Here is a 24,695-nt window from a genome sequence, read left to right as displayed (position 1 = left end):
ATTACCCCCTTCTCCTGCCGACGAAACCGCTCAAACCCTCCGGCAGGAACTGGAGGGTGAGCAGGAGCACGATCATCGGTATAAGGTCCTTGAAGGGTATCACCCCCGGCCCGACCAGGGAGGATAAAAGGTCTATGCCGTAGATTTGGGCAAATCCCAATACCAGGCCCGCCAGGAGTGGTCCGTACATTTTCTCTATACCGCCGAAAATGCTTACGGCGAACATGGTCGCTATCATGCTCGTCCCTATGCCGGGATGACACTGGAATCTCATGGGGAAAAGACAGCCCGCAAGTCCGGCGGCACCGCCAGCCAGGCACCAGGCGAGGAATGAAAGGGACTTTGCGTCGGCGCCCATCACCACGGCCAGGGTGGGTTGCTCCGCCAAGGCCCTCAAAGCCAATCCGAGCCGGGTATGCTGAAGCATCAGGTAATAACTGACGGTCAACACGGCCAGTGCGGCCCAAGCCGCCCAGAGGATCCCCATCTGTCCCCAAAGGGTGAAATCGAACCTTGCGAAAAGGAAGTTCTTGGAGGAAAGGTGAAAAATGTTCTGGAGGTAGTCAGCATAGATGTTTATCACAGCTATAAGTATCAGGCTTATCGCGATGGTGACGACCAGCAGGAGTATCGAGGAAGCGCCCTTTGCCCGTATCGGCTCGACGCCCACCAGGAATATGATCCCGCTGACCGCGGAGCAGACGATGAATGCCACAGGAAGATGGAAATAAGGGCTATGCGCCAGGAAAGACGTGGCCGTTAAAGCCACGTAGGAACCAATGGTGACGACCTCTCCGTGGGCCACGTTCCAAACCCCTGTTGTTCTGCGAATCAGGGTGAGGCCGAAGCCCATCAGTCCGAGCAAAGCGGAATAGGTCAAAGCGTCAATAAATGAAGCCATGATCATCTCGCCCCTTGTCAGGCCAACCCGAGATAGGTTTTCATGAGCTCCTTGTTGGACTGGAGCTCCTCGGGTTTGCCGGAAAATATTATTCGTCCGCTGACAAGCAGGTAGCATTTGTCGACGACATCAAAAAGGATCTTCAGGTTTTGCTCGATGATCAACATGCTCAAGCGCGTCTTGTCCTTCAGATTCTTTATTAATTCGGCTATCTGGGCCGCGGCGATCGGTGAAAGGCCGCTGGTCGGTTCGTCGAGCAAGAGCAGTTTTGGCCGGCACATCAGGGCCACGGCCAGCGCGACCATTTCCCTTTCCCCGCCGCTGAGGGTCCCCGCTGTCCTGCGAAGGAACGGGCCGACAGGTTTTACCAGGGAGAGCACTTCTTCTATCCGTTCATTGACCTCGCCTTTAGGGAGGTTAAAGGCTCCCATTCTCAGGTTCTCCTCTACTGAAAGACCGGGGAATACGTTGCCTTCCTGCCTTAGATAACCCACCCCACGGCTTGTTACCTTGTGAGATCTTTCCCTTTTAATTTCCGAGCCTTCAAGGATCACGCTTCCTGAAAAGATGTCGGCCAGGCGGAAAATACTGTTAAGAAAAGTTGTCTTTCCGCTCCCGTTGGGACCGACAATGGCCACAGCCTCTCCCTGATCGCATTGGAGATCAACATCGAAGAGAACGTGTATGGCCCCGTAGCCCGCGTTGAGATTCTCTACACGCAATAAATCGCTCATGACCCCAGGTACACCTCTTTTACCTGGCCGTTGTTCAGAATCTCTTCCACCGAACCTTGCGCGATCAGTTTGCCCTGGTTCATCACGTAGACATAGTCGGCGTATTTCAACGCGATGTCGAGCCTGTGCTCGATAACCAGGAATGTGAGACCCTGCTCGTCCCTGAGCCTGACAAGGAAGGAGAAAACCTCGTCCGCCATGACCGGGTCAACCCCGCAAATGGGTTCATCGAGGATGACAAGTTTCGCGCCGGCCAGGAGGGCCCGTCCTATTTCGGCGAGTTTAATGTGGCCGGTGGATGTTTCCGACATGGCGGCGTCCCAATAAGGTGTGAGTTCCATGGCTTTGGCCATGGAAAAGGCTTCCCGAACGTTGTCGTTTTCTTTTACTTTCCATAGCCCCTTGAAGGGGCATTTCAAAAGGGATTCACCGCAAGCGCTTTCACAGGCGACGAGGAGGTTCCCTAGTACGCTCAAGCCCCCGAAGGGAGCGGGAAGCTGGAAGGAACGCACCATTCCCTCCTTGCAGATCCTGTGCATGGGCCAATGGGTGATCTCCTTGTCTTCCAGGTAGACCTGCCCGCCATCGGGCCGGAGGAATCCCGTGATACTGTTTACGAGGGTTGTCTTGCCGCTGCCGTTGGGCCCGATCAGGAGGGTGATCCTTCCTCGGGGCAGGGATATGCTGACGCCATCCACTGCCTTGAGCCCGCCAAAACTTTTTTTGACGTCGCGCACTTCCAGCATAGCATCATGCATCGTAATTCCTCCGTCAGGGGATCGTATAGAGAAATGGCCCTGCCCCATGTCAGGGACAGGGCCACGATTCCGGTTATTTCGAAGGCACCCCGGAGAGGTCGCCCGTAGCTGCGTCGTATTCCGAGACCTTGACCCAGGCGTGTTTCCCTTCAACTTCTTTTACGGCAAAAAATTCGACGTTGAGGGCCTTCCTGTCGCCAAGCTCGTCCAACTCTGCCCAACCGCTGGCCCCGTAGTAATTTGAAGCCACGTAGGGTAGGGCATCCTTGATGGCCGATCCATCGCCGGATTGGGCGCATAGGGCGGATAGTGCGGCCAACCAGGCACAGTCGTAAGCGACGAGGCTGTAAATATCGAGGGTTTCACCAATCTTTTCCTGGGCGTAGGAAAGCAGCTCCTCACGCTTGATGGATTTCGGCGCCGAATACATGGGAGCTATGACTTGGACTTTAGCGGCTGCGTCACCGGCATCCCGCAGGATGACGCTGCTCTGTGCCACGGCATCTCCGCCTGTCCAGGTCAGCGAAAGGAGGGGGCTCTTCCTGGCCTGGGCCTGGCTCAGGATAATGGCCAGGTCCTCCCAAGTAAGACTGATGACGGCGACCTTGTCAGCGCCATGCTTCTCGACCGCCGGACCGACGGCTCGCTCCAGGGACGAAAGCTCCCCGGAAAATTCCTTGGTCCCACCAGCGAAATCCACGCGCTCAAGAATTGTCCCGCCGGCGGCTTCGAACTCCTTGGCAAAACTGCTGGCGATAGAAAGATCGCAAGGGTCCTTCCTCACGAGAAGTGCTACGTGGGTAAAGCCCATCGTCTCCACGAGTTTGGCCAGGGCGACTCCTTCCATGTCATCATGGGGGATCGGCCGGAAAACGTAGTCATCAGCGACTCCCAGTTCCGCGACGGTTGAAAAAGAGGAAATAAGGGTGATCTTGTTGGCGTTGGCATAACCCATGGCCAGACGTATATCGGAGCTGTCGAGAAGGCCGACCGCGATCTTGACCCCCTGCGCGGCCATCGCTTTAATTTTCTCCAATGTCACGTTGGCTTTGGTTTCCGTGTCCTCGTACAGGAATTTGATGGTTATTGGAAGGTTGGCCCCCGAGGTGAATTTCGCGATGTCCGCTTCCGCCTTTTCCATGGCAACCCTACCACGTGCTCCGTAACTTGCGAAATCGCCGGTCAGGGGCATGAAGGCGCCTATCGTGATTTCTTTCTTCTCGGCCGAGAGGATGGGAGTGGAGATCAATGCGGCCAGAAACACAGCCAGGATAATGCTCCCTAAAATCTTTTTGTTCATAATTTATCACTCCTTCGTCCCTGTAATAGGGCCATCTCCTATCGGATCACCTTTGTCCAAGGTCCTGCAGATCACCCTGGAAGCAACCTTTTCCACAAAACGTCAAGGGAATAGTGACTCTCCTTCTCGCCTATCACTCCTCTCATTCGTCAGAGGGCGAACTCCGTTCCCACTCCCTTTTCAACGGCTTTTCGGAATATTTCTCCAGCCGCGACGGCATCCTGTACTCCGATACCAACCGTCTTGAAGACGGTTATGTCACTTTTACTCTTTCGTCCTTCTACCTTGCCGGCAATGAGCTCGCCCAGTTCGCCGGTTATAATCTTTTCGGTGAAAAGGCCCTTGCCAATGGGGTCGATCAGGTCGCCCGACTCGGAAAGAACAGCTTCCCGTGATTCTACGAACACTTTTTGGGCCTTCAGGAACAACTCCGGCGGCATTTCCTGCATATCCGGCCGGTAGGATCCGATACCATTGACATGAGCGCCCTTTTTCACTGCTTCGGCGGGGAAGACGGGATTCCTTGCGGTGGTGACGGTGGTGATGACATCAGCTCCGTCCACAGCTTCTTCACCTGAAGTCGCCACGACGATTTTGATGCCGGCCTTCTCCCAGATCTTCTCTTGGTCCCTTGCAGTATCTCTTGCCCTGGCCTCGTCGGCATCGAAGATCCTGACTTCCTTCAACTTCCTCGCGGGGAGCATCGCCTCCAGTTGGGCGGAGGACTGTCCTCCAGCACCTATGAGGGCGCCCACCGAGACGTCTTTTCTGGCCAGGAGGTCCGTGGCCGCTCCTGCTGCAGCGCCGGTCCGGAGCTGGGTTAGGTAGGTACCGTCCATGACAGCGCGCACTTCACCCGTCTGGGAGTCCATGTGGATCATGGCAGCTGGGACGACGGGTTTTCCCAACTTTAGGTTGCCCGGGAAGACCGAAACGATTTTTAAACCCAGGGATTGGGTCTCCTCGACGTAGGCTGGCATGAAAAGGGCTTGGCCTTCTAATTTATCCACATTAATATTAATTCTCAGTGGCACGATGGCCTTGCCGTCGGAAAAGAGCCTGAAAGCCTGCTTCATGGCCTCAATGGCCTCAGACATTGAAAAGACCTGCTGCATTTCCTGCTTGGTGATCAATCGCACTGGATACCCCTCCCCTGGAGCTTTACTCAATTTGACAATTACCGTTTTCAGTCTATCAATGAAGAAAGGGTCAGTCAACACATTTTTGTATGTTATATAATCCTGTTGAATAAGATGTAACATGAAAATCATTGTCTTTAAACGGCAACATTCGCCGTCTTGTCCTGCCACCATAGCTGAAAGGCTCCTAATAGCCTAAACGAGTCGTTGAAGGAGGCCCAAAATGTGCAGGGAATGTAATCCTCTTCTTGAACCACTCATCCCGGTGGTCAAACTCTTGGGAGCTATGCTCGGAAAGGATTACGAGATCGTTCTCCATGATGTTTCAGCAGAAGAGCCCTTTATAGTCGCTATTGAAAACGGGCAAGTCTCGGGTAGGGATATAAACTCGAGCATGACGGATTTCGGTTACTTCCTGATGTCCAGTCCCGAGGCCGAGGAAGTGGATCACGTGGTAAATTATCCTTCCGAGACAGAAACAGGAAAATCTTTACGTTCGGGCGTGGCGCTGATCCGCGACGGGGACCGAAAAGTCATTGGTTTCCTTTGCATAAATTTTGACATGACGAGGGGGCAGGTTCTCAAGGATATGGGCGAATTCCTGACGGCCTTGAAGCCCCTTTCTTTCCAAGACCTTGAATTGGAACGTTTCCCCAGGGTAAACAACACCTCGGCCGAAGAAATTCTCGAAAAGGTCCGGCACGATCTCGGTAAACCGTTGAATTACCTGAACCGTTCTGAAAGAGCGAGATGCATCGATATGCTTGAGAACTACGGATTTTTCAACCTGAAAGGTGCGGTGAGAATGCTAGCCTCCAGGATGGAGAAAAGCCGTTACACCCTTTACGCGGACCTTCGAGCCTTTCATTCCCAGCGCAAGAAATAATTCCCCCGTAGGGGAGAAATGACCAGGAACCTTTTTTGCTGTACATTATGCGGAGGAGCCTGCGCCGTGGCTGCCAGTGACGCATGGTTCACCATGGAGATCCAGGCCCTTGCCCGGCAGGGGGGTGTGGCATCGTGAGAAGGTTTTTCACACGGAACACCTGGGTTTTTGTCCTGCTTTTGCTTACCAGCCGGCATCCGGTTCCGGCCGCCGAGAGGCCGGAGGGTTACCCCGAGACGACTCGGACCGCCCGGGAGATACTCTGGGAGGGGGTTACTTCGGGAGGGGTGAGTTCCGGCTCCGTGGCGGTGCTGGATGAGGGGAGAATTGTTTTTTCCGAGGGGATACGGTCCCGCTGACAGGGCGGAAGGAAGACCCGTCGACGGAAAGACCAGGTTCAACATCGGTTCCACCAGCAAGATGTTCGCGGCCGTTTCGGTCCTGTTCCTCGTCGATGAAGGCAGGATTGACCTGGACGACCTGGTGGTGAAGCACTTGCCGGAATTCAGGATGAAAGGCGCGCGCCACAGGGATATAACGGTGAGGATGCTCTTCAACCATTCATCGGGACTCCCAGGAACTACCTTCGATTTCTGCTACAGGTTTGAGCGGGATTTTCATGAAGTCCTCCTGGAGACCATGAAAGATAGTGCGTTAAAACACGATCCAGGAGCGATGGGAATATATTGCAACGACGGCTTTGCCCTTTCCGAGATGCTCATCGAAAGGGTTTCGGGCCAAAAGTATATTGACTTTCTCACGGAAAGGATATTTCGCCCCCTCGGAATGGACCATACCGGTGAGAGCGTTGGTATGAGTGGCGGCAGGGTCGATGAGTTTTATGATCCCGACGGAAAGAAATACCCCCGTGAGGTGGTCTGTCTTCGACGGTCGAGGACCTGTGCCGTTTTGCCGACAGTTTCATGTCCAGCGGAAGGCAAATACTATCGCCTTTTTCTTTGGCGGAAATATTGAAAGTCAAGCCCACCCCCTTTGCCGCATCCCTTAAAGGGCAGGCCTTTTTTGAGGCTTTTGGATGGGATTACCAAAACCTCCCCGATTTCTTGAAGTTGGGTTTCCGCGTAGATGGAAAGAGCGGTGGCACCCTCTTTTACTCGACGAACCTCCAGTTGCTCCCGTCGGAAGAAATGGCCGTAGCGGTAATATACTCGGGCACCGGCAAGGCCGGAGAGGCCACCTATGGGATTATGAAGGCGCTTATGGTAGACGGGGGGTTGCCTGTTCCCAGAGAAAAGCTCGTCGGGAAACCAGTCCAGCCCGAGCCCATGGCGCGAGATACCTCCCCATCCATAGGATTTTTTGCTAACGCGACGGGCTTTTACCGCTTTGATCCCGACAAGGGAAAGGGTAGCCTGAAAGTATATCCCGTCAGCCCGGTCGAGGCAGAGATGGTCCTTTCCCTGGTGTATAACGATGGGTTTTTCCATGATCCCGAGTCGGGCTGGCGGTATTACTTCGCCTTCTCCGACGAGGGCACTTTCCTCGTGTTGCCGGAAGCGGAAAGGTACGGCGTCGACATTCCGGCTTTTCAACTGGTCGAGGCGATAGAAAGCCCGCGGAAAATGTCCGTCGAGATGGACGGAACCCTCTGGCTGGTCCGGAACGCATCGCCCTTTACAATTTTTACCGATTCCCTTCTTGTTAGGTCTTCAGCTCCGCAAAACCTCTCCAGGTATGTGACCTTCTCGGGTCCCAAAAGGGTGGTTAACGCGGACGTTGCTGAGATGACCGCGACCGGTTTTCGGGACCAGTCTTCCCTGGGGCTGTTCAGAAAGGATGGAAAGGTTAGGGCAAAGGTCATGGAGTCCGAGTTTTCCGGGGAGGATGCGGCTAATTCGTTGAAGGAGGGTACGACCCTTGTCGCCATAGGACCTGAAGGTGATAATAAATGGTTGAGGGCGGTCTCGGAGGCGATACTTTCTTTCAGGCATACCGACGGTAGCCGGATCCTCGTGTTCCGGGGACCCGAGGCGCCCCCTATCTTCGACAGCGTCGTGGATGCTGGAGAGGTCTACGTTCCTGAAGATTCCTTGATCTTCCTGGCGGGAAGCCCCGGGGATCTTATATATATCGCGGCACGGTAAGCGGTGTTTCACCTCCCCTATTTTTTATAAGATCCGGAGTCGCGGACCTGAAAGCGGTTCCCCGGCATCACGATGAGGCGACAATCTAAGAAGGGTTTGGACGATGAAGAAAAAGGAGATCTTCGAGGCCGCGAAGCGCGCGGAATTTAAACTGGCCCCTTTCTGCACATGCGAAGGCCTGGTTCTGCATGGTATCTCCCACTTGAGAAGGGTATCGATCCTTTCGGGACGGCTTGCCTCGGCGGTCGGGGAGGACGTGGAGGCCGCCGTCGTAATGGGCTTCCTGCACGATTGCGCCAGGACGGATGACAAGGCCGGCGACGACCATGCCCGCGACTCGGCGATCCTTGCCCGACGGTTGCTGAAGAAATTCTACCCTCATCTTGATGCCGAGCGGATGTGTCGAGCCATAGCCCGTCACGCCGACGGGGAGGTTTCTGACGATATGCTCACTGGCTGCCTCTGGGATGCCGACCGGTTGGAACTGAAGAGGATTAACAGGGAGATCGACCTCGAACTGCTCTCCACGGAAGTTGCCCGGCGCCTGGCCCGGGCCAGGGCAAGAAGAACGGCGATAATGACGGGAGGCTGACATGTTGGAAAGAAAAAAAGAAGTGAACGTCGCTATCATCCAGGAGACGCCTGTGTTCCTGAACCTCGAAGCCAGCGTGGATAAAGCCTGCGCCCTGACCCGAAAAGCCGCCAGCGACGGTGCCAGGGTCGTGGCTTTTCCGGAGACCTGGCTTCCAGGTTACCCTGTATGGTTAGATTCGGCCCCCAAGGCGACCCTCTGGGGACACGAGGCTGCCAGGAGGCTCTACCGCAGGTTGGTGGAGAACTCCCTGGAAATCCCCGGGGAGCAGTTCGAGTCCCTTGCCGCCACCGTCGCCGAGTCGAAGGTCCACATGGTTATGGGAACCCATGAACTCGTCGGAAGCACCCTCTACAACTCGATGCTTTTTATCTCCCCTGACGGCAATCACAAGATCCATAGGAAACTGACACCAACCTATACGGAAAGACTGCTCTGGGGGATGGGCGACGGGAGCACCCTCGTCTCGGTCGACGCCGACTTCGGTGTCCTGGGAGGCCTCATCTGCTGGGAACATTGGCTCCCCCTGGCCCGGGCGGCTATGCACGCCAGGAAGGAAGTCATCCACGTGGCCCAATGGCCCTGGGTGAGGGACCTTCATTTGGTGGCCAGCCGGCATTATGCCTTCGAGGGGCAGTGCTTTGTGCTCGCTGCGGGGACCGTTCTGACGGTCGGCGATGTGCTCGAGGGTTACGACTCTCTTTCTGACGCGACGCCGGATTGCCGCGAGATGCTCTCTTCCATGGGGAACCCTGGGGAGTTGCTTCAAAGAGGGGGCAGCACCGTGATTGCGCCGGACTCCACCTGTCTCGTGGAACCCCTCTTCGACACCCGAGGCACCGTCCACGCCACACTCAACCTCGACTTCGTGACCGAGGGGCACCTGCTGATGGATTCCGACGGCCACTATTCCCGGCCCGATGTCTTCACCCTCACGGTGAACATGGCTCCCATGCGCAGTGTTAGGTTCGAATCGTAAAGACAAAAGCGACTTTATCACTAGAGAATCCGCGTAGCCATTGGTAGGTGGCAAAATTTTTATGGACTTTGTCTTCCTGATGGGATGGCCGAAGAAAAGTGTTCCTGAAAGGAGTGGTTCTGTTGACCCTTTACGAAGTACTGATCATCGATGCCCAGAACGATTTCTGCAAACCGGGTGGTGCCCTCTTCGTCCCCGGAGCTTGGGAGGATGCGGAAAGGCTTTGTGCGTTGCTAGACAGGCTGGACGGCTCGGGGAGCATCGGAAACCTCCACGTGACGATGGACACTCATTTCGTACACGATATATCCCATCCGTGCTTTTGGAGGGACCCCGAGGGCAACATGCCGGAACCCTATACCCAGATCAGCCCTATTGACTTGGCTTCGGGGAAATGGCTACCCAAGAATCCTGCTTCCCGGAAGAGAGCGGCTGAATACCTGGATAAGCTGGAAACCTCGGGCAGGTACACCCATACGATTTGGCCGGAGCATTGTATCCTGGGTTCGTCGGGCCACTGCATTGTAGAGAGCGTTATGAACCGTATCAACCGGTGGGAACGGAGGGAGGGTAGGAGGGCCAATTTTATCCTCAAGGGCATGAACCTCTGGACAGAGCACTATTCGGTGTTGAAGGCCGAAGTGGAGGATCCCGATGATCCTGGCACGGCGCTGAACCAGCGCCTGCTGGAAGAGCTTACCTGTGCGGAGGCGGTGATCATAACGGGACAGGCTTTGAGTCACTGCATAGCTAACACCATCACTGATCTCATTGAGAACCTTGCCTCCGATGTCCTGGGCAGGGTGATCCTCCTTGAGGATACGTCGAGCAGTGTTCCCGGTTTCGAGGAGTTGGGCCGGTCGGTGCTTGAGAAGGTCCGCGACGCCGGCATGGGGGTTTACAAGGCATCGGAGGTGCCCTTTTCCTGAGAGTTTCCCCGGTCTCGGAAAGCACCCTTCTCGAATTTACATGTAATTATCAGCCCTGATGGAAAGGGGCGATGGGCTTTGGAATACAGTTTGGTTTTTAAAGTTGGGCACTCCGAGGTGGGCGCTCACGGGAGGATGAGAGTGGTGAGCGTCGTGAACCGCTTTCAGGATATTGCCGGCGAACATGCCGACCACCTCGGGCTTGGGGTCAGGGATCTGCTTCGCGGAGGGCATACCTGGGTTCTTCACCGGATGCGGATGACCTTCTCCAGGATGCCGGGTCCAGGAGAAGATCTCAGAATTCGCACCTGGTATCGTCCAGAACGGGATCTCTACTCGTTAAGAAATTTCTCTATGGAGGACGTCCGTGGGGAAGGGACCATTTTTGCTGAATCTTCATGGGTTGTGCTGGATCTCAAGAGGGGTCGCCCAGTGAGGTTGAGCTCGGCAATGCCAGAGACCTACGGGGAAAACAGGTCGAAACATTTTCCCACGGGCTTCAGAGAAATCCCCGAAATGGGAAACGGGGACGGGGAAGTTCGTTTCGATGTTCGCCTTCATGACCTGGATATCAACCACCATGTCAACAACGCCCACTACTTTGAATGGGCTCTGGAGGCGATACCGATAGAAGAGCTGGATCCATCCGGACCGGTCGAGGTCGAAGCCCTTTTCCGGACACCCGCCCGTTACGGTGAAGAAATCGTCTCCCAGGTGAAGAAAGTGGATAATTCCCCCACCGTCTACCTTCACAGGCTTCAATCAGGAAAGTCAAAGGAAGTCTGCGCTTTACTGAGAACGGAGTGGCCCCTCGGGACGGAGTCGGAATCAAGAGCAACCGCAGGTATTTGAGATCTTCAGGTCTAACATGAAAGAGCAGACTGGATCCATATCTTCGAAGATCTCCCGCGCCAGGGCCCATAGGCGGTCCCCGCTCCCCTTGACGGTGGTCGAAATGTCACCCCTTTGGAAGTCAAGCCCGCTTCTTTCGATCATCGACAGGACCCTCGTGACATCGCCTTTATAGTTTAGGCCCGCCATGGCCAGAAAGGAAATCTGGCGGGTGATCATTTCTTCCACATTGCGCAAAGGAATCCCCCCTTTCCCGGCACGGCCGGGAAAAGTTCTTCTCCGGGCCGGATATCCTCCTCGTTGGTATCGGGCCTGGTGAACAGGCATTCCGATAATGAAACCAAGTTCCCGGGCTTGAACTGTCTCATTTCTTCCATGCCCAGGAACTTCGCGTGGTGATAGACGCTCCCGACTTTCCGGCCGATCTCCGTGTAGAGTTCCCCCCACGCGCTGAGGCGGTTTATGGTCCCGATGACCAACTTCCCACCCCTTTTGAGAACTCGATACATTTCCTCGGCGGCATCGAAGGGATTATCCACGAACTCCAGTACCGCCATGGAGATTACGGCGTCAAAAGTTCCGTCGGTGAACTCCAGGGCATTTACGTCCATGGCGAGGAAATCCGCCCTGATCCCCTCGGACCTAGCCTTCTCTGCGGCCAGGATCAGCATTCTTTCGGAAAGGTCGACGCCGGTCACATCGCAACCCAGCTTGGCCATCTTCAAACTGAAGTTGCCCGTGCCGCAACCGGCGTCGAGGACCTTCATGCCTTTTCGTGGTTTAAGGAGGTCGAAAGCGCACCGGGTTTCGACCTCGTCGACGTGTCTCCCGAGGGGGGTTGTATACCACTGGTCGTAAGATCTTGCGTGGTCATCGAAAACACTCATAGGATCTACTCCCCGGTTATCAATCTATCCAATCGATACTCAGTGAGCCATCTTGCGAAGAGAGGGTTTTTGAGAGGATTAGCCCCGAAATGGAAGAGGTGCGTCGGACAGAAGCAGTCGGAACAACCAAAACCCGGAATCCGTCCGTCGGCCATCCCATCCACGGCGCGGGCCAAGTCGCATTCAACGGACTCGGCGGATCTTACCGGCAAGCAGGAGATGAACCGTGAGGCTTCACGCAGATAGTCCACATGCCAGTGGAGGTTTTTGCGCCTTCTGCGGTGACGATCCATCCGGGCCTTTAGGTTTTTCATCGCGGAACCCACATAGCAGTAATACCCCGCCTCGAAGTCGAGTTCTCCGAGTTTGCCGATCGTCAGCCGCGTGGGTTGCTCCAGTTCCAGTATCAGGATGTAGCCTCCCCTGTCGGTGGCGTTTCGTTCAAGGATGGGCCAGGGTATTTCCAATAGTGATACCCCGGCGTCGAGGGAGAGATCCTTATTCCAGCCCACACGGACGGGTTTTATATCCACGGCATTCCTGGCCTCAAGAAAAGCTTTGGCAAAATCCAGGTCGGTGTGCAGGTTGGGAAGGAAGTACCGAGGACGAAGCGAGTGAGCCAGGATCAGCAGTCCCGTCCTTGGACCATGACTTCCCATTTCAGCCAGGTGGGTAATATGGCGGGTAGCCCTCTCCGAGGGCGTATCGGGGAACATGGCCATTTTCTCACCGAAAAGGGTGCAGGATTTTACCTCTACCGGGAAGAGCCCTTCGGGTCCCTCAAGAAGGAAATCAAAACGGCTCCCGCCGAAGGTCACTTCGCGGCGGACGATCCTCGTTTCGCCCCAACCGGGGATCAAGCCCCGTTCCAGGAGCCATTGGGCCGCGTCGTTGGTTCGGTGGGTGTGGAGCATCACCGGGCCATGGGAGGTTTCGACGGCTATGATGGTATAAGAGGTTCGTCGACCTTCGGTTTGCGCGGACTTCTCGAGGAACAGTTTCGCTCCCGGGAGGAGTAGTTCCCAAAGTCGTCCCGGGTTGGGAAGGTAGGCTTCAACCGCTTCACGATTGGTTTGAGCCATAACCTTGAATCGGTTGGACCGGGCAATAAAACGCGCCTCGATGATTGGGCGCGCAGACGCCCTGTAGAGGAGATTCAGCGAGCCGCCGGCGGTCGTCCCTCTCACCAGGGCACCTGTAATCCCAGGCCTTTTTTATGGGCATATTCGCTGAGAAGCCAATCGTCCGTTTGGGAGGTCTCCACGGCGATGAAAAGCCAGTCGCGCCTGACCTTCGGGGTGTTCGGCAGGTATGCCAGTTCCGCCGATCTTTTTCTAAGTTCGCTGGTGGCATCGAGTAGAAAAGGTCTTTCGTTCATAATAAAAGAATAGCATGAAAAACTACTAAAAACTGTAACTGTTCGTTGTTTCAGGGCGAAATGCCGGTTTAGCTCGCTCGAAGCAAAGGCGGGGACCCTGCGGTTCAATCGGGTTGCGAGAGCAAGCTAAGGGTGGCGCGCATCTGTCTTGGTGTTGGTTATAATGTCAGGAGCCAGCGAAGGCTTGGAGCTTTTTCCAGGCGTTTGTGTTTTTCACAGGAAAGAGATCGGAGAGAGATGTTCATGGCCGGTGCGAAACGAGAATTCCTGCGGGGAGCGAAAAACGCGGTGCCCTTGTTTCTTGGTTTAGTGCCCTTCGCCGTGGTGGTGGGAGTAGCTGCAAGGGAAGCGGGGCTGGATGCTGCCCAGGGAACGTTCTTTTCCCTCTCGATGATTGCGGGGACTGCCCAGTTGGCGGCCGTCCAGCTCTATGGGGCTGGAGCCTCAGCTGTGATCGTCCTACTTACTGCCATGGTGGTGAACCTCAGGTATTCTATGTACAGCCTTTCACTCCGCCGTGTCCTGGAAGAAAGATCATTCATCGAACGCCTCCTAGCGGCCTTCTTCCTGTCGGACCAGTCTTTCGTGGTCACCATGACTGAACTGGAGACCAACCCCGGCAACCGATCGATCCCTGTGTTCTTATTAGGTTCCTCGCTGGCGGTTTTTGTGGTATGGGTGGCTGGCATCTTCCTCGGTTTTATCCTGGGCGCCATCATCCCGGCGGGGCTATCGCTTGATTTCGTCATACCCCTGGCCTTCATGTATTTACTTATACCCCACCTGGGAGGAAGGGACAGGCAGGTTTCGGTTCTGGCTGGCATAGTGGCCTCGGTGGTGTTCGTACCCCGCCTTCCCCTTCAGTCGGGTCTTTTGGTGGCGATCTTCATCGGCATTGGTTCCGGGATGGCAGTCGGCGCCTTTTCAAGGAAGACCAAAAACGGGCAGGAATGGGCATGATATTCTACCTCCTTTTCGGCTCGCTTGCCGTCGCGCTTCTGATTATCAAGGGGCTTTTCCTATGCTTCGTGCCCGACCGGAAACTACCTCCTTTTCTTGAGAGGTACTTCCGGTACATCACCCCGGCCGTCCTCGCCGCCTTGATCGCACCATCGGTTTTCTATGCCGGGAACCCGGCAGGACTCGAAGTGTCCCCCAAGAGGTTGACGGCGGGCCTCGTGGCCTTCATCGTCGCGCTGGTGACGAGGAATATTTTGATTACCATAGTGACTGGTATGGTCCTGCTCTGGGGTTTATCCTGTCTTTCGATCTAGGTTCAGGCCCGGGCCTTCACGCGTGAACCCCCGTTGGTATCTCACCATGAATCTACTTCCAATAATCCCGGATAAAGCGGTAAAATAGAAGCGAGGTTCGATATTACCCCGATTTCGATCAAGGGAGCATCGCGGGTTTGGCGAGAGAAGGGAGAGGTGATCCAAATGAAAAGGGTAGTGGTGGCGATCGACGGTAGCGAGGTCAGCAAGGAGGTCCTCGATTACGCCCTGCACTATGCCGAAAGAGAGAAGGATGCCGAACTGCTGTTCCTCCACGTTATCAACTGGGAAGATTCTCGCGAGATATCCGTCGGTGGGCGGGTCGTGTCAGTGCCTCCGCCCGAGGAAGAAGTCAAGGGGGAGTTCGAGAAATTGGTCCTTGACAGGATCCAGGCGTCCGACGCGTCCAAACCGGAAAGGATGTCCATCAACATTCTCTTTGGGAATCCCTACAATGAGATTGTTACTTTCGCGGAAAAGATGGACGCCTCCATGATAATGATTGGGCACCGGGGGCTGAGCAACCTGGAGAGGTTTTTCCTGGGGAGCGTTGCGGCAAAGGTGGTCGCTCATTCTCCCTGCAGCGTTTACGTTCACCGGGAAAAGAAAAAACCTGGAGATTGACTGCGGATCCGGGAGGAGGGTATGACATGATCAATTTAAACGATTACCTCACTCCGGGCTTTTCCCATGAATTTAAAGTGACGGTAACCAGCGAGGAATCTGTCGGCAATTTCTCTCCCAAACTCGACCAGTTACTGGCAACTTCGGCCTGTGTGAAGGCCTTCATAAGGGCGGCCATCGAGACCACCGACAAATACCTGCCTGAAGGATACATCACCGTGGGGCAGAGCATCGAGATTTCCCACGAGGCCCCTTCCTACATAGGTACGACAGTCAACTTCAAAGCAACCCTGTACAGTATCAGCGGCAACAAGATCTACTACGAACTCGTGGCCTGGGATCATATGGGTACCGTCGCCACGGGAAAGCACACCAGGGCTGTGGTCAACTGGGCACTGCTCATGGACGGAGCCAGGGAAAGAGCCTACCTACAGGACCAGGGCTTTTAGGGCCTGAGGGGTATTACACGAGTGCTTCAGGGGAGAACGACCCGTTTCCTTTGAATACCCGGAGGCTGGTAACGAGAATGACGGTAGGCATCGACGGGGAAACTCGGAATTCCAGTACATAAGACGGACCTCAGGTACATCTCAAGGTGGAAAAACGGCCTTTGGGATGAGGGGCAACTGGTGGAGGACAACCAAATCTGTGTCAGCGCGGCCTCCGATGTGTTCCGTTACGGGCGGAGCTGTTTCGAAGGCCTTAAGCCTGCAGGATGCAGGACGAAAGCGGGGACGATCCGGCTTTTCGAGGTGGATTAGGACGCGAAAACGAAGCAGGACCGCCGCGGTGATAACACCTATCGGTGTGATCGAGTACCGGGGCAGGCTTCATGTCTTCCGCGGCGAGGCCGATGTCGGCCCGGTGACCAGGAAGCTCTGCGAAACCCTCACGGGGATTCAGTTCGGTGACGTAGAAGCCGCTGGAGAATGGATATTCAAAGTGAAGTAAGAATTTCCCCCTATCCGGATGGTCGTTTAGTCTATCCTGTTTGAGCTATTACCAAGAAAAGGCTGGACTTATCGACCTCCTCAATGATATAGGGAAGGCCGGTCGTCCGGCCCAGCTTTTCCAGTTCATCCCTTGAGAAGGTGGTTGCCGTAAAGCCGTCCCGGCAGACAATTTTGCCATTTTTAGTCCTTTCCCGATCTATCTCACCGAGCAACCCTTTGTCGGCCTGCTCTTGAAACCAATCCACCCGGGGTTCCCAGAATTTTTCACTGTAGGTGCTGAAGAAGGCCTTACCGCCCTTGACCAAAGCCCTTACGCCCCTGGATACTAGGTTCAGGGGGTCACCTTTCATCGCGGAGAGTCCATTCTGAAGGCAAAGGACCACCTCGAATTCGGACTTATACTCGATCGAATGTGCATCAGCCGTCTTGAGCCTGCAATTGGGTACGTCCTTAAGGTATTCTCTCCCGAAGAGAACCGAGTCTTCGGAGATGTCCAGCCCGAGCACGAAATCCGCGAAGGGCGCGATCTCCTTCATTATCCTCCCGTAGCCTGCCCCCAGTTCCAGCACCCTTTCCCGGCCCGAGAGTTTTCCTGCGACGTAGGATATTTCCTCCCGCAAGTACTGGCTGACCCTCTGAAGGTCCGTTCGATAGACTTCCATCAACCTGGCCGCGTTCAACTTGCCCGAATAGTAGTTTTCCACAGCGTTTTCCTCCATGGAATATTTTGAAGCTTAAAATGATACTTGACTGTTTGCAGGGCAATGATATCTTAAAATAGTAAGATGTTCGATCAAAAAGGTCACCCCTTGAAGCCCTCATGCATGCATGGAACTTCGAGAGGCACTTTTTTAGGAGGGTAGTCTTTTCCCCTTGGTTTTCCTGAGGGGCTTCGGGTCTGTTCTACGGGGTGACGATCTCGTCAGAGGGGTTGAATATGCAGCTATTTACCGAACACCTCATCAACGGACTCGCCGTAGGCTCGATATACGCCCTCATGGCTCTGGGACTCGCAATGGTTTACGGCATCCTCAGGATCCTCCATGTCGCCCACGCGGGTGTTTACGCCATAGGGGCCTATGTAGGCCTTTACACCTTCCAGGCTACGGACAGTTTCTTCATGGCCATCGCCGTGGCCATGGCGGCATGCGCCTTAGTGGGAGTGGCCATAGAAAAGTTGGTTTACTACCCTCTTCTCAAATTCCCGCCCTACGTGCCCCTCATCGCCAGCATCGCTATTTTCCTTTCCGTCGAGGAACTCTGCAGGATTGTCGCCGGGCCTTATATATTAGGGTTTCCGAGAAGGCTCACCTTCAGTTCGCTGACCCTGGGAAGCATAAGCATAGGAGGGATGCAGATCCTCGTGCTGCTGACCTCCTTCGTCATACTCCTGGTACTTTGGTTTATATCCGACAAGACCGAGGTGGGCCTGGCCATGCAGGCGACTTCCCAGGATATGGCGATGGCAAGCGCCATGGGCGTCGATACGAAGAGGATCATCTCCTTTACCTTTGCCCTGGGCTCCGCTGTGGCAGCGGTGGCGGGAGTCCTGGTGGGCATTTACTACAACCAGGTCTACCCGACCATGGGCGCCGTGCCGGCCTACAAGACCCTCGCCATCATCGTGGTTGGCGGCCTGGGAAGCATCCCGGGGGCCGTCCTCGCTGCCCTTTTGCTTGGCCTGGCCGAGGCCCTGCTGATAGGTTATGCTGCTATCCCTCTTCCCAGGGACGCGCTGGCTTTTATCGCCATGATAATCGTCTTCATGATCCGGCCCCAGGGCCTCCTGGGCAGGAAAACAAGGTAGGAGGCTGGAACTATGGGCGGATACTTCTCAACCGTCGCGATCATGATCGGCATCTACGCCCTAGTGGCCTCGGGCCTGAACATCATCGTCGGGTTCGCAGGACAGATATCCCTGGGCCATGCGGCCTTTTTCGGCATCGGGGCCTATTCCTCCGCTCTGCTTTGCACGAAGGCGGGCTTCTCCTTCTGGTGGAGTCTTCCCCTGGCGACCCTGATCACGGGGTTGATCGGCGCCCTGCTGGGCATACCCAGTCTCCGAGTAAGGGATGACTTCCTTGCCATAACCACCATAGGTATCAACTTCATCGTTAGGAGCATCTTCCTCTATGTTCCCTTTTTTGGCGGGGCGTTGGGCATTGGAGGCATACCGACACCCGTATTGTTCGCCACCAGGCTCAGGGGTCAGTACTACCTGGCCCTCATCCTGGTTTTGTTGGCCCTGGTGACCTGGTTCACTTTTCTTTTCGTCCGGACCTGGACCGGGCTCGCCACGGAAGCCATGAGAGAGGAGGAGACTGCCGCGGGAGCGATGGGGATCTCCCACGTGCGCTTCAAGATCCTTGCCTTTACCATAGGGAGCGCAATGGCCGGCCTCGGGGGGGTGCTCTATGCCCATTTCGTCAATTTCATTAGCCCCGACGACTTCGGGTTCCCCGTTTCCATCATGCTGCTATCCATGGCGGTACTCGGAGGCATGGGGAGCATCTGGGGCCCCATACTGGGGGCCATTGTGTTGGGCTCCCTCCCCGAATTGTTCAGGCCCCTGGTCCAGTACCGTATGCTCCTTTACGGCATTGCCCTTTTGCTTGTCATACGCTTCCAGCCCCAGGGCATCCTCGGAGAGGGCAGTATTTTAGGCAGGCTCGTCTCGCGGGGGAGGCGATGATCGTGCCGGGCGAGGACTTTATCCTCCGCGTCGAAAAGATGAGCCGCCATTTCGGTGGGCTTAAAGCCGTCGACAAGGTGTCCTTCCATGTGCGCAGGGGCGAGATCCTTGGCCTGATAGGACCCAACGGCGCTGGGAAGACGACATGCTTCAACGTAATCTCCGGGGTATACCGTCCCACGTCGGGGCAGATATTCCTTGAGGGAGAACGCATCGATGGTTTACCGGCGCATTCTATCGCCGCCAAGGGAGTGGGACGCACCTTCCAGATCGTCCGTCCCTTCGGCGGGATGACGGTACTGAACAACGTCATGGTCGGACTTGGGTTGCCGAGGTACAGCTCCTTCGTTAAAACCAGCCTTCTTTTTAACACCGGCAAGAACCGCGAGCAAGCTATGGCTTTCCTCAAAGAAGTGGGACTCGAAGGATTTGCAGATGGTCTCGCCGCCAACCTCTCCCTAGGGAACCTTAGGCGCCTTGAATTGGCAAGGGCTCTCGCTCTGGGGCCCCAACTTCTGCTCCTTGACGAATCCTTTTCGGGCCTGAGCCAAGAAGAAATCAAGCAGATGATGAAATTGGTCAGGGACATCCAAAAAAGAGGTTTCACGATCCTCCTCATCGAGCACAACATGAGGGTGGCCATGTCGCTGTGCGAAAGACTCGTCGTGCTTGACCACGGGGGCAAACTGGCGGAAGGTCCTCCCGGCGAAATAAGGTCCGATGAAAAGGTGATCGAGGCCTACCTTGGAAGAGGAGAATCAAATAATGCTTAAGGTTGAAAACCTTACCGTTGCCTATGGAGACATACTGGCCCTGCAAGATGTCTCCTTCTCCGTGGATGCCGGAGAAGTGGTCTCCATCATCGGTGCCAACGGCGCAGGTAAGACAACCCTTTTGAACACCCTGATGGGCCTTGTCAAGGCGCAGTCCGGAAGAGTAGTTTACTCTGGCCCTCCTGAAGCCCCAAAAAGCGAAGGGCATGATATCCTTCTCCTTCCCGCCCATAAAAGGGCAGGAATGGGGATTCGGATTGTGCCTGAAAGAGCCAGGGTTTTTCCCAGACTGACCGTGGAGCAGAATCTCAGGATGGGGGTCTACGGCCTTTCGAGCAGCGTCGATATAGGACAGGCCTTCGACGAGGTTTACGAGCTCTTCCCGGTGCTGAAGGATAGAAGACGGCAAGCGGGGCAGACTCTTTCAGGAGGAGAGCAGCAGCAACTGGCCATAGCTAGGGCATTGGCGTCAAGCCCAAAGATCCTCCTAGTGGATGAAATATCCATGGGCTTGATGCCGAAACTGGTAGACCTGGTCTTCTCGGTCCTGAAACGACTTAACGATGAAAAAGGGCTAACCATCCTGCTGGTGGAGCAGAACGCGGTTAAGGCCCTCGGGATAGCCCATAGGGGTTATATCCTCGAAACCGGACGGATAGCCTTGGAGGGTGAAGCTTCGGATCTACGCGAAAATCCAAAGGTCCGGGAAGCATACCTGGGAGGTGATGCCGCTGTAAGCGAAGTTTGAGACGGGATGGTGGGTTTCGCTTGAGCCTGTTGATATAGGAACGAAAAGGAGGGTTTTTCATGAAAAGATTGGCGGTGCTTGTTCTTGCGCTGGTCCTGATCGTCGGGGCGGTTGGTGCGGCCTTGGCCGCTGATACGATCAGGATAGGTTTGCTTGCGCCTCTTACGGGATATGCCGCCGCCGACGGCCTGAGCGTTCTGCAGTCCGTACAACTGGCGGTCGACCAAGTCAACGCGAAAGGCGGGGTCCTCGGGAAGCAGATCGAGTTGTTCTACGAGGATGATGCCGGTGAGGCCAAGGAAGCGATCGGGCTTGCCAGGAAACTCGTCCAGATGGACAAGGTCGTGGCGGTGGTCGGTGGCTCCTACAGCATGCCCACCCGTGCAGTAGCGCCTCTATTCCAGGAGTTTGAGATTCCCCTGGTGGCAGGCTACGCCGTCCACCCCGATATTACTGCGGCCGGCGATTTCTGCTTCAGGAACGGTTTCCTGGGAACCGTTGAGGGACGAGGCGCCGGCGTGGTCGCCGTCGACATGCTGAAGGCGAAGACCGTGGGCATGCTCACCATGGATAACGACTTCGGCAGGCAGATGGCCGAGGGGTTCAAATCCTACGTCATCTCCAAGGGCGCGAAGGTGGTCTACAGCCAGGTTTATCCTCTCGGTGAGAAGGACCTCATGCCCTACCTGACAGCCATAAAGGAGGCGGACCCCGATGTGATCCTAGCCAGCGGGTATTACGCCGAAGCGGCGGGTATTGTCAAACAGGCCCACGAGATCAAACTCAGAACCCAGATCCTCGGGGAGGAAGGTTACGATTCACCCAAGTTTATCGAACTGGCTGGCGCGGAGGCGGCCAACGGGACCATAATCGTGACCAACCTCGACCGTGATGACGAAAGGCCCGTGGCACAGGCCTATATCAAGGAATACCGCGAACGTTACGGCATGGAGCCTGACATGACGGGAGCCTCCAACTTCGACGCGTTCCTGATCATCGTCGACGGCATCAGGAGGGCCGGGACCACCGATCCCCACAAGGTTAAGGATGCCATCGCCGCTTTGAAGGACTTCGACGGGGTAACGGGTATCATTAAGGGCTTCACCGAGATCGGTGAGGTCATCAAGCCCGTTCAGGCCCAGATCGTAAAGGACGGGGTTTTCCGACGTTACGGCATCGTTGATGACCCCGATGTCATCGATCCGAGGAAATAACAGCGATCCGCCATTGAAAAAATCTTGGGACGACAGGTAACAGGGCTACAGGGCCGGGGTGAGGTTCCCCCGGCCTTTTTCACTATCGGCTTCTTTAAAAGATAAATCCCTATTTCCGACTCCGGGAGAAAAATCGTGTTGGGGTGATTCACCATGGACTGGAAAAGGCTCGAGGCGCTATCGGTCAAGGACCGTCCAGTATGGTAACGATCCCGCCAGGGTCCAAATATCTCAAGATCCTCAGACGGCAGGAGGAATTCGAGAGTCCCGCCGTCTCCTGTCCGAAGGGGATGCCCAGGGCTCTGGCCCGGGGAAAAGGCGCTACGTTGGAGGACGCCGACGGCAACATCTATATTGACTGCTTCTCGTGGGCGGGGGCACGGCATCGGGGCATGCCCATCCCGAGGTCCTGAAGGCCGTCCATGAGCAGATCGACAAAGTCACCCCTACGCTCGATATTCCGAGCGAAGCACACATGAAAATGGTGAGAACCCTAAGGGGCATTCTTCCACGGAAACTTTCCAGGGTTTTTTCGAGGAACCACTGGCTCCGTCGCTGTTCAACAGGCGATAAAACCTACCCGGGATTTAACATGAGCAAGGACGGGGCCATCGCCTTCAAAGGCGCCTATCATGGCATGATGGTGATTTCCCTGGCCGCTACCAGCGACAGCAGCCACAAGGATGGCATCGGTTCCCTGGTCCCGGGGTTTCAATCCCTACCCTTTCCTTACAAGTTCAGGAATCCTTTCGGGTATCAAGAAGAAGGGATAGACGAGTTTGCCGCCAACAACCTCAAGAGGGTGCTCGATGACACCCACTCCGGTTATTCGAAACCCGCGGCGGTCACCCGCTAAGCCGTTCAGGGTGAGGGAGAAACGATAATTCCCGGTCCTCTATTCCTCCAGAGGGGCAGGGAGATCACCGAAGCCCGGGGCATCCTTCTTATCTGCGACGAGATATAATGTGGTCTCGGCAAGACGGGCAAAATGTTTGCTTTTGTGCACTACGGGATAGTCCCCGACATAGTCACTATGAGCAAGACCCTTGGTGGGGCGGGATTCCTATCTCCGCCATAGGCTTCAGGGAAGAACCGAACACGATGCCTCCCGGAAAGAGTATCGACACCTACCAGGGCAACAAGGTAGCCTTCGCCGCTGGGGCCGTGAGCCTTGAGGGATGATCGAGAACAAGGTTTCGGAGTACGCCGTCCAACGGGGGAAAAGTCGATGGTTCGGTTCAAGGAAATGGAGAGGAACTCTCCATTTCTGGGCGAGGCCAGGGGAATCGACCTCATGATCGCCCTCGAGATAGTGGAGGACGAGAAGACCGGGAAACCTGCAACAAATCTTACGAAGCGGTTGCGGAGGCTGGCCCGTCAGCGAGGAGTGATGATAGAGCTAGGTAGTCACCACAACAACGTGGCCAGGCTCTTCCCGCCCCTCGTGATCAACGAAGAGCACCTGGTGAGAGCGGCAGATATTCTCCAAGGGGTGTTGAAGGAGTTGGAATGGCCGTTTAACCTCCTCGGTTTACGGGTTAGCCTTTTGAAGCCTGAAGCAACGACGATGCCAGTTTTTCACGGATACGGCCGTGGTGGGAACCCGACCAGTAGATCTGTCCGCAGCCGGGACATCGGGTGAAACGGTCGTACATCATCCGGGTCAGGGGCTCCAGTTGATCGATAATGGCGCTCTTGTCGGTCCGTTCAAGGGTAATATTGCATTTGGGACATCGGCTGAACAGGTCGATCCTTTCCCTGAGTCCAAAGAAATGGATGACCTCGGCCAGTTGGTCCCAGGGGCGCCCTGAACGAATCAGTCGGCCCCGGAGGACTCTGTTGCGCTTCAGCAGTTCCTTGTCCCTGGTGAGGAGGATCCTTTTGTTATCGCCGGCAACTCTGGCTATTTCGGCATCTTCCCAACGGGGATCCAGGAGACAGTCGAACCCGGCCAGCCTTAGAAGGCCGCCAAGGCGGCCAACATTCGCGTCGGCCACGAAGGAGACCTCTTCAAAGGGTTCAGGAAAGAGGACCGTGAAAAGGGTCACGTCGACGGGAGGCCTGGGGGGGAGGATGTCCAGGGTTTCTCCCCAGGCCGGAAAGTGCGCAAAGGATCTTTCCGAGCCTTCCGATTCGATACGGCCTACCTCGGTGTGGGGTACCCCCTGGGATTCGACGAGGTCCTTGACGGGAGCTGAGCGGAACAGCTCCCGTGTCGTTTCGGGATAGACGCCCCGATTGTTCAAGAGGGCAGACAATCCGCCATGGAAAACGAGCCTGATCGCCATGCTGTCTTCGCTCCAATCCCGGGTTTGAGGTGCGTTCACGAAAAGGCCTCCCCGGGAAGGTCCTTCTCCATTTTTGGAGCTCAGCGGTTTTCGCTTTATCGATGGCCGAACCTGTAATTCCGTAGCGTTTCCTTCAACGTTTCATGCCTGACTTCGGTAGCGTGGAATTTAAAAAGCATGAAAGTAACCTGGATGCAAAAGCCTATGCCAAAAGCCGCGAAGGCTGTTCCCAGGCCAACGGGTCCTCCCATTAACCAACCCAGGAATACCACCATCGACTCCAGGATAGCTCTGCAAAGGCCGACAGGTAGACCTGTTTTTCTTTCCAGGACCACCATGAGGCCGTCCCGCGGTCCCGCTCCGAAACCGGAGCCCAAATAAAAGTAGGTGGCAATGGAGATGACGAAAAGGCCGACGATCATCATGATCACCCCGGGAAGGAAACTCTTCATCAAGGGAATCCGGTCCAGGGCAAGGATCAGGTCGAGGAAAAAGCCAATGAGGATCATGTTGAGTATTGTCCCCAACCCCAGCTTTTCTCCGGCCAGAGCCACCGTCACACATATGATGAGCCCAACGAGGATGCTGGCATTGCCGATGGTTATGCCTATCATGTTGGAAATCCCCTGGTGGAAAACATCCCATGGGGCGTAGCCCAGGTTGGCCTTCATCGTTATGGCTATCCCGAG

At 55.5% G+C, this 24,695-nt stretch carries 30 protein-coding genes and 1 pseudogene; 19 read left to right on the top strand and 12 right to left on the bottom strand.

All coding sequences use genetic code 11. The annotated features are described in order from the left end of the window. Window position 1: 1 nt before the first annotated feature. The 5 genes from GX108_01415 to GX108_01395 all read right to left on the bottom strand — a co-directional run bounded on the left by GX108_01415 (window position 2) and on the right by GX108_01395 (window position 4,832). Window positions 2–901 carry a branched-chain amino acid ABC transporter permease gene (locus tag GX108_01415; GenBank protein NLO55705.1) on the bottom strand — a complete coding sequence of 300 codons (900 nt, stop codon included), beginning with the start codon at window positions 899–901 and terminating at the stop codon, window positions 2–4. A gap of 17 nt (window positions 902–918) precedes the next feature. Next, entirely contained in the window at window positions 919–1,635 is a 717-nt protein-coding gene (locus tag GX108_01410) for an ABC transporter ATP-binding protein (GenBank protein NLO55704.1), read from the bottom strand. Beyond that, window positions 1,632–2,381, bottom strand: coding sequence for an ABC transporter ATP-binding protein (locus GX108_01405; protein ID NLO55703.1), 750 nt, complete (start codon window positions 2,379–2,381; stop codon window positions 1,632–1,634). Before GX108_01405 ends, GX108_01410 begins: the two co-directional genes overlap by 4 nt. A gap of 85 nt (window positions 2,382–2,466) precedes the next feature. Beyond that, the gene (locus tag GX108_01400; protein NLO55702.1) at window positions 2,467–3,693 is read right to left on the bottom strand and encodes an amino acid ABC transporter substrate-binding protein; all 1,227 of its coding nucleotides are present in this window, start codon (window positions 3,691–3,693) and stop codon (window positions 2,467–2,469) included. Window positions 3,694–3,842: 149 nt separating this feature from the next. Beyond that, complete coding sequence (locus GX108_01395; GenBank protein ID NLO55701.1) at window positions 3,843–4,832, bottom strand: ornithine cyclodeaminase family protein; 990 nt, start codon at window positions 4,830–4,832, stop codon at window positions 3,843–3,845. 223 nt (window positions 4,833–5,055) lie between these two features. On the opposite strand from GX108_01395, the gene GX108_01390 reads away from it, so the two are divergent. The 8 genes from GX108_01390 to GX108_01355 all read left to right on the top strand — a co-directional run bounded on the left by GX108_01390 (window position 5,056) and on the right by GX108_01355 (window position 11,175). After that, window positions 5,056–5,718, top strand: coding sequence for a transcriptional regulator (locus GX108_01390; GenBank protein ID NLO55700.1), 663 nt, complete (start codon window positions 5,056–5,058; stop codon window positions 5,716–5,718). Between the two features lie 134 nt (window positions 5,719–5,852). Next, window positions 5,853–6,077, top strand: coding sequence for a hypothetical protein (locus GX108_01385; GenBank protein NLO55699.1), 225 nt, complete (start codon window positions 5,853–5,855; stop codon window positions 6,075–6,077). After that, window positions 6,046–6,693, top strand: coding sequence for a beta-lactamase family protein (locus GX108_01380; GenBank protein NLO55698.1), 648 nt, complete (start codon window positions 6,046–6,048; stop codon window positions 6,691–6,693). Before GX108_01385 ends, GX108_01380 begins: the two co-directional genes overlap by 32 nt. Beyond that, window positions 6,690–7,823: a hypothetical protein gene (locus GX108_01375; GenBank protein NLO55697.1), complete on the top strand. Its 1,134-nt coding sequence runs from the start codon at window positions 6,690–6,692 to the stop codon at window positions 7,821–7,823. The genes GX108_01380 and GX108_01375 overlap by 4 nt, the downstream gene beginning before the upstream one ends. Window positions 7,824–7,926: 103 nt before the next feature. Then, the gene (locus GX108_01370) at window positions 7,927–8,415 is read left to right on the top strand and encodes an HD domain-containing protein (GenBank protein NLO55696.1); all 489 of its coding nucleotides are present in this window, start codon (window positions 7,927–7,929) and stop codon (window positions 8,413–8,415) included. A 4-nt stretch (window positions 8,416–8,419) separates the two neighbouring features. After that, complete coding sequence (locus GX108_01365) at window positions 8,420–9,394, top strand: carbon-nitrogen hydrolase family protein (GenBank protein NLO55695.1); 975 nt, start codon at window positions 8,420–8,422, stop codon at window positions 9,392–9,394. Between the two features lie 122 nt (window positions 9,395–9,516). Continuing rightward, the gene (locus tag GX108_01360; GenBank protein ID NLO55694.1) at window positions 9,517–10,323 is read left to right on the top strand and encodes a hypothetical protein; all 807 of its coding nucleotides are present in this window, start codon (window positions 9,517–9,519) and stop codon (window positions 10,321–10,323) included. Between the two features lie 78 nt (window positions 10,324–10,401). Further along, window positions 10,402–11,175, top strand: a complete 774-nt coding sequence (locus GX108_01355; GenBank protein ID NLO55693.1) for a hypothetical protein — start codon at window positions 10,402–10,404, stop codon at window positions 11,173–11,175. Here GX108_01355 and GX108_01350 read toward each other — a convergent pair. The 4 genes from GX108_01350 to GX108_01335 are packed head-to-tail and all read right to left on the bottom strand — an operon-like array spanning window position 11,152 to window position 13,440. Then, window positions 11,152–11,412 carry a hypothetical protein gene (locus tag GX108_01350; GenBank protein ID NLO55692.1) on the bottom strand — a complete coding sequence of 87 codons (261 nt, stop codon included), beginning with the start codon at window positions 11,410–11,412 and terminating at the stop codon, window positions 11,152–11,154. The genes GX108_01355 and GX108_01350 overlap by 24 nt on opposite strands. After that, a complete protein-coding gene (locus GX108_01345) occupies window positions 11,391–12,062 on the bottom strand; it encodes a methyltransferase domain-containing protein (protein ID NLO55691.1) in 672 nt (223 codons plus the stop codon). Before GX108_01345 ends, GX108_01350 begins: the two co-directional genes overlap by 22 nt. A gap of 5 nt (window positions 12,063–12,067) precedes the next feature. Continuing rightward, a complete protein-coding gene (gene sfsA / locus GX108_01340) occupies window positions 12,068–13,249 on the bottom strand; it encodes a DNA/RNA nuclease SfsA (GenBank protein ID NLO55690.1) in 1,182 nt (393 codons plus the stop codon). After that, the gene (locus GX108_01335; GenBank protein NLO55689.1) at window positions 13,246–13,440 is read right to left on the bottom strand and encodes a hypothetical protein; all 195 of its coding nucleotides are present in this window, start codon (window positions 13,438–13,440) and stop codon (window positions 13,246–13,248) included. Before GX108_01335 ends, sfsA begins: the two co-directional genes overlap by 4 nt. A gap of 243 nt (window positions 13,441–13,683) precedes the next feature. On the opposite strand from GX108_01335, the gene GX108_01330 reads away from it, so the two are divergent. From GX108_01330 to GX108_01310, 5 genes are all read left to right on the top strand, one after another. Next, entirely contained in the window at window positions 13,684–14,400 is a 717-nt protein-coding gene (locus GX108_01330; GenBank protein ID NLO55688.1) for a branched-chain amino acid ABC transporter permease, read from the top strand. Next, the gene (locus GX108_01325; GenBank protein ID NLO55687.1) at window positions 14,397–14,714 is read left to right on the top strand and encodes an AzlD domain-containing protein; all 318 of its coding nucleotides are present in this window, start codon (window positions 14,397–14,399) and stop codon (window positions 14,712–14,714) included. The genes GX108_01330 and GX108_01325 overlap by 4 nt, the downstream gene beginning before the upstream one ends. Window positions 14,715–14,879: 165 nt before the next feature. After that, a complete protein-coding gene (locus GX108_01320) occupies window positions 14,880–15,338 on the top strand; it encodes a universal stress protein (GenBank protein NLO55686.1) in 459 nt (152 codons plus the stop codon). 26 nt (window positions 15,339–15,364) lie between these two features. After that, window positions 15,365–15,787, top strand: a complete 423-nt coding sequence (locus GX108_01315; GenBank protein NLO55685.1) for a thioesterase — start codon at window positions 15,365–15,367, stop codon at window positions 15,785–15,787. Window positions 15,788–16,127: 340 nt separating this feature from the next. Further along, entirely contained in the window at window positions 16,128–16,289 is a 162-nt protein-coding gene (locus tag GX108_01310; GenBank protein ID NLO55684.1) for a hypothetical protein, read from the top strand. A 31-nt stretch (window positions 16,290–16,320) separates the two neighbouring features. Here the strand turns inward: GX108_01310 and GX108_01305 are convergent, their stop codons facing one another. Then, window positions 16,321–16,995 (bottom strand): class I SAM-dependent methyltransferase, encoded by a 675-nt coding sequence (locus GX108_01305; protein NLO55683.1) that lies wholly within the window; start codon window positions 16,993–16,995, stop codon window positions 16,321–16,323. Between the two features lie 233 nt (window positions 16,996–17,228). Here GX108_01305 and GX108_01300 point away from each other — a divergent pair, with 233 nt between their 5' ends. The 6 genes and pseudogenes from GX108_01300 to GX108_01275 all read left to right on the top strand — a co-directional run bounded on the left by GX108_01300 (window position 17,229) and on the right by GX108_01275 (window position 23,360). After that, window positions 17,229–18,098: a branched-chain amino acid ABC transporter permease gene (locus GX108_01300; GenBank protein ID NLO55682.1), complete on the top strand. Its 870-nt coding sequence runs from the start codon at window positions 17,229–17,231 to the stop codon at window positions 18,096–18,098. A 12-nt stretch (window positions 18,099–18,110) separates the two neighbouring features. Further along, entirely contained in the window at window positions 18,111–18,983 is an 873-nt protein-coding gene (locus tag GX108_01295) for a branched-chain amino acid ABC transporter permease (protein NLO55681.1), read from the top strand. Next, window positions 18,980–19,756: an ABC transporter ATP-binding protein gene (locus tag GX108_01290; GenBank protein NLO55680.1), complete on the top strand. Its 777-nt coding sequence runs from the start codon at window positions 18,980–18,982 to the stop codon at window positions 19,754–19,756. The genes GX108_01295 and GX108_01290 overlap by 4 nt, the downstream gene beginning before the upstream one ends. Continuing rightward, window positions 19,749–20,504 (top strand): ABC transporter ATP-binding protein, encoded by a 756-nt coding sequence (locus GX108_01285; GenBank protein NLO55679.1) that lies wholly within the window; start codon window positions 19,749–19,751, stop codon window positions 20,502–20,504. The genes GX108_01290 and GX108_01285 overlap by 8 nt, the downstream gene beginning before the upstream one ends. Window positions 20,505–20,563: 59 nt before the next feature. Then, window positions 20,564–21,718, top strand: coding sequence for an ABC transporter substrate-binding protein (locus GX108_01280; protein NLO55678.1), 1,155 nt, complete (start codon window positions 20,564–20,566; stop codon window positions 21,716–21,718). A 153-nt stretch (window positions 21,719–21,871) separates the two neighbouring features. Next, window positions 21,872–23,360: pseudogene (locus GX108_01275) on the top strand (aspartate aminotransferase family protein). Here the strand turns inward: GX108_01275 and GX108_01270 are convergent. Both GX108_01270 and GX108_01265 read right to left on the bottom strand, forming a co-directional pair. Beyond that, window positions 23,257–24,006, bottom strand: coding sequence for a hypothetical protein (locus GX108_01270; protein NLO55677.1), 750 nt, complete (start codon window positions 24,004–24,006; stop codon window positions 23,257–23,259). The pseudogene GX108_01275 and the gene GX108_01270 overlap by 104 nt on opposite strands. 95 nt (window positions 24,007–24,101) lie before the next feature. Beyond that, on the bottom strand, window positions 24,102–24,695 hold a 594-nt coding region (locus GX108_01265; protein NLO55676.1), incomplete at its 5' end, for a hypothetical protein.

Source organism: Thermovirga sp. (genome assembly GCA_012523215.1).
GTDB lineage: Bacteria > Synergistota > Synergistia > Synergistales > Thermovirgaceae > 58-81.
This window is presented reverse-complemented; position numbering and strand designations above follow the sequence as displayed.

Excerpts from the sequence above, each read along its gene's own strand:
- GX108_01325 (NLO55687.1), top strand. The coding sequence starts at position 14,397 with ATGATATTCTACCTCCTTTTCGGCTCGCTTGCCGTCGCGCTTCTGATT.
- GX108_01315 (NLO55685.1), top strand. The coding sequence starts at position 15,365 with ATGATCAATTTAAACGATTACCTCACTCCGGGCTTTTCCCATGAATTT.
- GX108_01285 (NLO55679.1), top strand. The coding sequence starts at position 19,749 with ATGCTTAAGGTTGAAAACCTTACCGTTGCCTATGGAGACATACTGGCC.
- GX108_01280 (NLO55678.1), top strand. The coding sequence starts at position 20,564 with ATGAAAAGATTGGCGGTGCTTGTTCTTGCGCTGGTCCTGATCGTCGGG.
- GX108_01390 (NLO55700.1), top strand. The coding sequence starts at position 5,056 with ATGTGCAGGGAATGTAATCCTCTTCTTGAACCACTCATCCCGGTGGTC.
- GX108_01405 (NLO55703.1), bottom strand. The coding sequence starts at position 2,381 with ATGCTGGAAGTGCGCGACGTCAAAAAAAGTTTTGGCGGGCTCAAGGCA.
- GX108_01320 (NLO55686.1), top strand. The coding sequence starts at position 14,880 with ATGAAAAGGGTAGTGGTGGCGATCGACGGTAGCGAGGTCAGCAAGGAG.
- GX108_01295 (NLO55681.1), top strand. The coding sequence starts at position 18,111 with ATGGGCGGATACTTCTCAACCGTCGCGATCATGATCGGCATCTACGCC.
- GX108_01400 (NLO55702.1), bottom strand. The coding sequence starts at position 3,693 with ATGAACAAAAAGATTTTAGGGAGCATTATCCTGGCTGTGTTTCTGGCC.
- GX108_01410 (NLO55704.1), bottom strand. The coding sequence starts at position 1,635 with ATGAGCGATTTATTGCGTGTAGAGAATCTCAACGCGGGCTACGGGGCC.
- GX108_01345 (NLO55691.1), bottom strand. The coding sequence starts at position 12,062 with ATGAGTGTTTTCGATGACCACGCAAGATCTTACGACCAGTGGTATACA.
- GX108_01270 (NLO55677.1), bottom strand. The coding sequence starts at position 24,006 with ATGGCGATCAGGCTCGTTTTCCATGGCGGATTGTCTGCCCTCTTGAAC.
- GX108_01370 (NLO55696.1), top strand. The coding sequence starts at position 7,927 with ATGAAGAAAAAGGAGATCTTCGAGGCCGCGAAGCGCGCGGAATTTAAA.
- GX108_01300 (NLO55682.1), top strand. The coding sequence starts at position 17,229 with ATGCAGCTATTTACCGAACACCTCATCAACGGACTCGCCGTAGGCTCG.
- GX108_01335 (NLO55689.1), bottom strand. The coding sequence starts at position 13,440 with ATGAACGAAAGACCTTTTCTACTCGATGCCACCAGCGAACTTAGAAAA.
- GX108_01330 (NLO55688.1), top strand. The coding sequence starts at position 13,684 with ATGGCCGGTGCGAAACGAGAATTCCTGCGGGGAGCGAAAAACGCGGTG.
- GX108_01415 (NLO55705.1), bottom strand. The coding sequence starts at position 901 with ATGGCTTCATTTATTGACGCTTTGACCTATTCCGCTTTGCTCGGACTG.
- GX108_01290 (NLO55680.1), top strand. The coding sequence starts at position 18,980 with ATGATCGTGCCGGGCGAGGACTTTATCCTCCGCGTCGAAAAGATGAGC.